Raw genomic sequence first — 6,308 nt, forward strand, 5'->3', positions numbered from 1 at the left:
CGGATGGCCAGAACCCGCCACTAGGATCAGGTCCCCATAACGCCATGACGGTCCGGGCATTCGCGGGCGACCTCCCCATCAAGTTGGATATTGGCCTATCCATCATAACCGGAATCGCGGAGATCTAAAAGAGCCCATGGAGATTCAGCGCTCGTCTATTTTTCATTTGGGGAGTCGGGGGCGGTGCGAGGGGCAAAGGTCCCCCGCACCACCCTCGAAAGATTTTTTGGGGGGGCCATGGCTTTCCAGATGGGCTTCGGTTCCCCAAATCCCCAGTCTATAACTGGACAGAGCATTCAGGGGTTTAAGAAAAGATTTTTGGTTTTTTGCCAACCCGGGGTGATCTCCATTGGGTTGTGTTTGCTTGTCGACCGATCTGCTCTTTTTGTTCATGGTCCGCCCTCTGAGTCCGGGAGGAGGATGCTGATCTGCATTGCGAAACGGTGGGGAAGGAGCTAGCCTTCCAGCTCCAGTTGCCATTCGATGGATGGCCTTATGCTGGGCGGATAAGGATTTTGGGGCCCGCTTGAAGACACGGACTACCAGAGGCGGCCTGCGCTCGAAGAAAGCGCCCAAGAAAAAAGATGCCGCTGGCTCTTCTCGATGGGATCTTAGGGCGGGGCAGGTTGCACCTTCACAATCCGCCCCTAACCTTGGATGCCTTGTGCGACGCGCTCGTGTTCCAACCTCAGCGGCACCGATGATGAGAGATCAAGGAAATCCGTCCGCCGGCGCCGATCATCCTCTTTGCGAATCCGGTAGGCCCGGGGTTTCCCCGGGACCCCACTGACTGGGCCCCATCGGATGGGCCGTCATTAGGGATCCCGGATTGGGGCAGTTGGATCCCGAGCGGCTTTCGATGCCGATTATTCAGGCAACTCCAGGAGCCACAGGTTCCGATCCATTGCCGAGACAAAGACAATCCGGCGCCCGTCCGGGGAGAGGGCCCAATCCCCCCCAGCGATGCGGAAACGTAGGGCGGACGGATCGGTGAGGGGGCGGACCGCCCCAGTAGCGGCATCGATCTCCAGGACACGATGGCTGGGCGCCCCGGGCTCCAGAGGGATCACCAGCAGGCGTCCCTCGCTCCGCCATCGGTAAGCGCCGAACACGGAAAGCCGCCGGCTTTCGGTCCCATCAGCCCGCACCACCCAAAGTCCATTTTGAGCTGGGTCTACGGCGAACAGGCTTTGATAGGCCACCCAGCCGCCCGCTGGGGAGATCTGGGCGCCGCGCAAGCGTTGCCCCCGGGCGATCGGCCGCAGGGACCCATCCTGCAAATTCACCACTGCCAGGAAGGGATCTGCTCCGGATGTCTCGCGGGTGATCACCAGCGCTCGACGCCCATCTGGGAACCATCCAGAGAACCCCCCGCCCACCAGCTGGAGCACCGGGCGCGCCTCCCGGCCATCCACCCGTGAAATCCACAGGGTGGTGACCCGCCGGTCCAAGCTCGGAGCCTCGCCGGCGCTCACCTCCCAGGCGATCCATTCTCCATCCGGGGAAAAGACCACCGCACGCCCCCCGTTCGGCGCGATCCATCGTTCTCCTGTCTTCAGGTCCTCGATGATCGTCTGGCCCCCCTCCGGATAGGCCCGTCGCCGATAATCCGGCGAGAAAACGCCCAGCCGGGTCGTCACCAGGCGGGGGGCTCCCCCCGTCCGGGAAATGCCCCAGATGCCGACGGGAGCGTCCGGGCGGGGTCGGTCCAGGAACCAGATTTCTTGTCCATCCGGCGACCAGAAGGGTTGGACGCAGCATCCGTTGCTGGTCAGCGGCCGGAGGCGTGGGCCAGGAGTTGGCGAGGGAGAGGGCACTGGCGTCGGCACCGGGATCCTCGCCGTAGGCTCTGGCGTGGGCGATGCGGATGGGGTGGAAGCGACCGGCGCGGCGGACAGACGGGAGTTTCCGCAACCGACAGTGACCAGTCCCGCCAGTAGAAGAACCCATCCGAGGTGCCTCATGGGGCCCTCCATTCCGGCGGCCAGGGATCCGCGAAGTTATTCAGCAGAGGTCCACCGAAGATCACCTCCGGCTGGTCGTCCAGGAACTGCCATCGGCGGGGGTCCGCCAGATCCCGCTGGAAACCCCGGCTGAACCCGCCGATCAGAGCCAGGGAATCCCAGTCGGCCTCGATCAGCAGCACCGGGTTGTAGGCCCGACGATGGCCCGGGGCGTCCCGGATCTCCAGATGCAGATGGGGACGGGAGCGGCAGGTGCCATCCGGATCCCCCACTTTCCCGACCACCTGGCCACGACGCACCGGCTGCCCCGGGGAGAGCGCGGGGCGCTCCAGGAGATGGCCGTAGAAGGAGGCGTAGCCGTTGGGGTGATCGATCATCAGATTGTGCGGTCCGGCGCCATGGACCATTGCATCCACCTTGCGGACCACTCCATCGCCGATCGCTACCACCGGGGTTCCGCACCGCGCGGCGAAGTCGATACCGAAGTGCAGCCCCTGGCCGGCCCGATAGGTGGTGTTTCGCTGACGGAAGGCGCCCACCGTGTTCCCATAAGGCTGAACCATCAACCAGGTGTCCGGTCCGGGTGGCTCCGCAAAGGGCAGTCCAAAGGGCCGTTCCGTAGAGGCCTGGAAGGCCACCTGGGAGGGGGCAGGTTGCGGCGGGATCGGCAGCGCCAGGAAAGCCCCCGCCGTGGCTACGGCGAGCATCGGTAGCCATCCCTTTTCCGCGCGGAGGCCGATTGTTCTTTTCATCAGAGCGATTCTCCTTTCCCTGAGGCCTTGAGATGGGAAAGTCATTCAGTCGAAGAAGAGGCGAATCAGCTCAAATGGCGCGTTGCGTTTATGTTAACTGTCTCCTATCACCCTGAGAAAATTCTGAGAATTTGGCGAACGGCCCTCTGGGCCGTGGGAAGGGACCATGCAATAAGCCCCAGTGAGCCCCCAATCTCCTGGAATCTTTTGTTTTCTCTTCACAGAGGGCATGAAGAACTAGGAGAAGAAGGGGGCGCGGAAGCCTGGAACGAGAGCGGACTTTGAGGCCCTGCAGAGTCAAACCAGGCCCCAGTCGCACGGACCATGAACCTGGGATGAGATCCTTCGTGAACGCCTATCCCCCTCCATTCCCCAGCGCCTGCCGGATGGCCCAGATGGTCTGAAGGAAAGCCGGGTGGGACCAGCGATCGGCACCCCGGGGGCGGGGGAATGGGATATGAATCTCGGCAACGATGGTGCCCGGCCGCGGGCTCATGATTAGGACGCGATCCGCCAGCCAGGCCGCTTCCTGGACATCATGGGTGACCATCAGCACCGTCTTGCGCTGCCGTTCCCATAATTCCACCAGAACCTCATTTAATCGCTCCCGGGTGATGGCATCCAGGGTGGCAAAGGGTTCATCCAGGAGCAGGATCTCCGGATCCGCGGCCAGGGCCCGGGCCAGGGCCACCCGCTGTTGCATGCCGCCGGAGAGCTCCCGGGGATAGGCGTGTTCAAAGCCTTGCAGCCCCACCTGTTCCAGCAGCGCCTGCGCCCGGCCCGCCGCCTCCGGCCTGGGCCAGCCGCTCAGCTCCAGCGGCAGCCGCACATTCTCCATCGCCGTCCGCCAGGGCAACAGCGAATCCTTCTGGAATACGATCCCGACCCGCCGATCCGGCCCCCGCAGGGGTTGTTCCCCCAGCCAGACTTCTCCCCGGGTGGGAGGAAGCAGACCGGCCAGGATGCGCAACAGCGTGGTCTTCCCGCATCCTGAAGGCCCCACCAGGCAGACGAACTCCCCAGGCTGCAACGTCAATGAGACCTCCCGCAGCGCCAGGATCTCGCCCCGAGGGGTGGGATAGATGTGCGTGATCCGATGCGCGGACAGGATCGGCCGATCGGTCATCGCCCTCGCTCCACCAGTGGCCAGAGCTCCTCCACGAACGCATTGGTAAACATCGCCGGGATGTCCCCCGGCTCCTTCAGCTGACCCATCCGCACGAGCACAGTCACCATCTCCTGCCATGCCCGCAGATCCGAGCGGCCCGGCGTCTCCGCCTGCCACAACGGTAGCGTGGCCTGCAGCACTTCCCATTGAGCGGCCTCGTTCTCGCCGCTCAATCCTTCCACATATTTTTTGCTGATCTCGAAGGCCTCCTTCGGATCTCGCAACGTATCCCGCAATCCTCGCAGGAACGCCCGCAGGAATCGTCGCACCAGGTCCGGATGATCCCGGATCGTCCGCTCGTTGGTCAGGATGCCATTGCCGACCAGGGCGGTGTGATCTGCAACGTCGATGACATTTACAGCGAGACCCGCTCGCCGCAGGACCAGGGGCTCGTTGTTGATGTAGCCCACCGCGGCATCCACCTTGCCCTCCTTCACCGCCGCCACCTGGGTGAAGCCCCCCAGGTCTACCGCTTCCACCTCCTCGTCGCGCAAACCGGAAGCGTAAAGCAGCGCCTTAAACCCCACATACGAAGCCCCGAAGAACCCGGGAAGGCCCACCTTCCGACCCCGCAGATCCTGAGGAGTTCGGATCCCCTTCTCTGCCAGGGCGAAGACCGCAATCGGATATCGCTGATACCACTGGGCGATCATCACCACGGGGAGTCCCTGGGCTCGTGCGAGAGGGACCTGCTCGCCGCTGACCAGGGCGAAGGGCAGTTGCCCGGCCCCCACCAGCTGCACCCCGTTGGTCTCGAAGCTGTAATCAAATGAGAGCTCGATCCCTTCCTGAGCGAAGTAGCCTTTCTCCACCGCCACGTAGAAGGGGGCGAACTGGACGTTGGCGATATATCCCATCGGCAGGCGGATCGGGGTGGGAGTGGCCGGCGCGGGGGGGCCGGCGAGCGCCTGACAGGCCGTCAGCGCGACAAGGAGCAAACCGGGGAGTATCCAGCGATGGCGCATCGTTCGCCTCCAGAGAAAATATCGTTCGGAACAGGTGGCCTTTCGGGGGCGGCCCACCTCTCCTGCCCGCAAAAAGCAGAAAGAGTTACACCGGGGAGGGACGATTTGCCTTCCTCGATGAAACTGCGTAGCTTCATCATCGTTGGCTCACCTCCGCGCCCATCGATGCTCCAGCATCGAGATCGCCCCGTAGAGCAGCAGGGCCTGGGAGGCCAGGAGCAGGATCCCCCCGAACACCAGAGGGGTATCATACAGCCCCTGGCCCTGCTTGATCAGAAAACCAATCCCTCGATCCGCGCTGATCAGCTCCCCCACGAACGCCCCGATCACGGAGAGGGTGGCGCTGATCTTCAGGCCTCCAAAGATCACCGGGAGGGCCGCGGGCCACTCCAGCTTCCAGAAGGTCTGCCACCGCGTGGCCCGCAGGCTGCGGAACAGCTCCCGCCACTCCAGGGGCACCTGGCGGAAGCCCGCGATGGCGGAAATCAGGACCGGGAAGAAGGCGATCAGGGCGCTGACCAGGACGCGGGCGAGCAGCCCTGGGCCGAACCAGATGATCAGCAACGGCGCGACCGCTACGATGGGCACCGCCTGGGAGGCCACCAGATACGGCGCCACCATCCGCTCAAACAGACGCCAGTGGGCCAGCGGATACGCCAGGGCCAGGCCGACGGTGACCCCCAGGCCCAGCCCCAATCCCACCTCGACGGCCGTCGCCCACCAGTGGCGCCAGAGGGCTCCCTCCGCCGCCAGCGCCCACAGCCGAGCGGCCACCCGTTCCGGTCCGGGCAGGATGAACGGCGGGTAATCGCCGATGCGGACCAGGAGGCTCCAGAGGAAAACAAAGAGGAACGCGGCCCCCACGCGGGGCAGCCAGAGCGCGCTCCGAGCCCTGACGCTCCATCCCGTTGCTTTTCCGAACATCTCCTGCTCCCTTTGGAGACGCTTGTCCAGGATGCCCACTGAGGAATTCTGCGGAAAGCCCGTCTGGCGCTGCTCCCCCCCACTGCCCGGGAGACCGGGGAGAGGAACGGCAGGGGTAGGACCATCCCGTCTGGTTCAGCGGGCTTCCCGCCGGCGCGATTCCGATCCCCGAAGCGGCAGGCTTCCTTGGGGCGGAGGGCCCTCCCGATTTCCGGGTAGGGCCCAGTGCCCGGGTGTCCTCCTCCCTGAGGACCCGGGGTCTCGGGAAGGAGGGGCGATCCCCCCCGTATCTTCACAACAAAAAGCCCCGAAGGTGGGTGGACCTTCGGGGCAGGGAACAGGGACGAAGCCTGGGAACCCCTATGTTTCAGGCCTCGCTTCCCACCGGGCGCCGGCAAGCAAAACCCCCGAAGGCCGTTCGACCTCCGGGGGCAGGGAAAATCGGGCACCGGACCGTGCGTGGAATAACCATCCCGAAAGCGTCGCAAACGCCTTCAGGATCCGCCTTTCGCCACGCGCGGCGCGCCGTGGGAAC

At 64.4% G+C, this 6,308-nt stretch carries 5 protein-coding genes; all 5 read right to left on the reverse strand.

Annotation, left to right across the window (positions count from 1 at the left end):
• Positions 1–866 precede the first annotated feature (866 nt).
• Positions 867–1,964: a hypothetical protein gene (locus NZM16_RS01745; RefSeq protein WP_295478100.1), complete on the reverse strand. Its 1,098-nt coding sequence runs from the start codon at positions 1,962–1,964 to the stop codon at positions 867–869.
• Complete coding sequence (locus tag NZM16_RS01750; RefSeq protein WP_295451372.1) at positions 1,961–2,716, reverse strand: M23 family metallopeptidase; 756 nt, start codon at positions 2,714–2,716, stop codon at positions 1,961–1,963. The genes NZM16_RS01745 and NZM16_RS01750 overlap by 4 nt, the downstream gene beginning before the upstream one ends.
• A gap of 355 nt (positions 2,717–3,071) precedes the next feature.
• Complete coding sequence (locus NZM16_RS01755; protein WP_295451374.1) at positions 3,072–3,842, reverse strand: ABC transporter ATP-binding protein; 771 nt, start codon at positions 3,840–3,842, stop codon at positions 3,072–3,074.
• Positions 3,839–4,849: an ABC transporter substrate-binding protein gene (locus NZM16_RS01760; protein WP_295451376.1), complete on the reverse strand. Its 1,011-nt coding sequence runs from the start codon at positions 4,847–4,849 to the stop codon at positions 3,839–3,841. Before NZM16_RS01760 ends, NZM16_RS01755 begins: the two co-directional genes overlap by 4 nt.
• A gap of 147 nt (positions 4,850–4,996) precedes the next feature.
• Positions 4,997–5,773: an ABC transporter permease gene (locus tag NZM16_RS01765; protein WP_295451379.1), complete on the reverse strand. Its 777-nt coding sequence runs from the start codon at positions 5,771–5,773 to the stop codon at positions 4,997–4,999.
• Positions 5,774–6,308: the final 535 nt, after the last annotated feature.

The organism is Thermoflexus sp. (assembly GCF_025055495.1).
Classification (GTDB): Bacteria; Chloroflexota; Anaerolineae; order Thermoflexales; family Thermoflexaceae; genus Thermoflexus.

Bases quoted from the DNA above. Each gene is read 5' to 3' on its own strand.
- NZM16_RS01745 (WP_295478100.1), bottom strand. From the start codon at position 1,964: ATGAGGCACCTCGGATGGGTTCTTCTACTGGCGGGACTGGTCACTGTC.
- NZM16_RS01750 (WP_295451372.1), bottom strand. From the start codon at position 2,716: ATGAAAAGAACAATCGGCCTCCGCGCGGAAAAGGGATGGCTACCGATG.
- NZM16_RS01755 (WP_295451374.1), bottom strand. From the start codon at position 3,842: ATGACCGATCGGCCGATCCTGTCCGCGCATCGGATCACGCACATCTAT.
- NZM16_RS01760 (WP_295451376.1), bottom strand. From the start codon at position 4,849: ATGCGCCATCGCTGGATACTCCCCGGTTTGCTCCTTGTCGCGCTGACG.
- NZM16_RS01765 (WP_295451379.1), bottom strand. From the start codon at position 5,773: ATGTTCGGAAAAGCAACGGGATGGAGCGTCAGGGCTCGGAGCGCGCTC.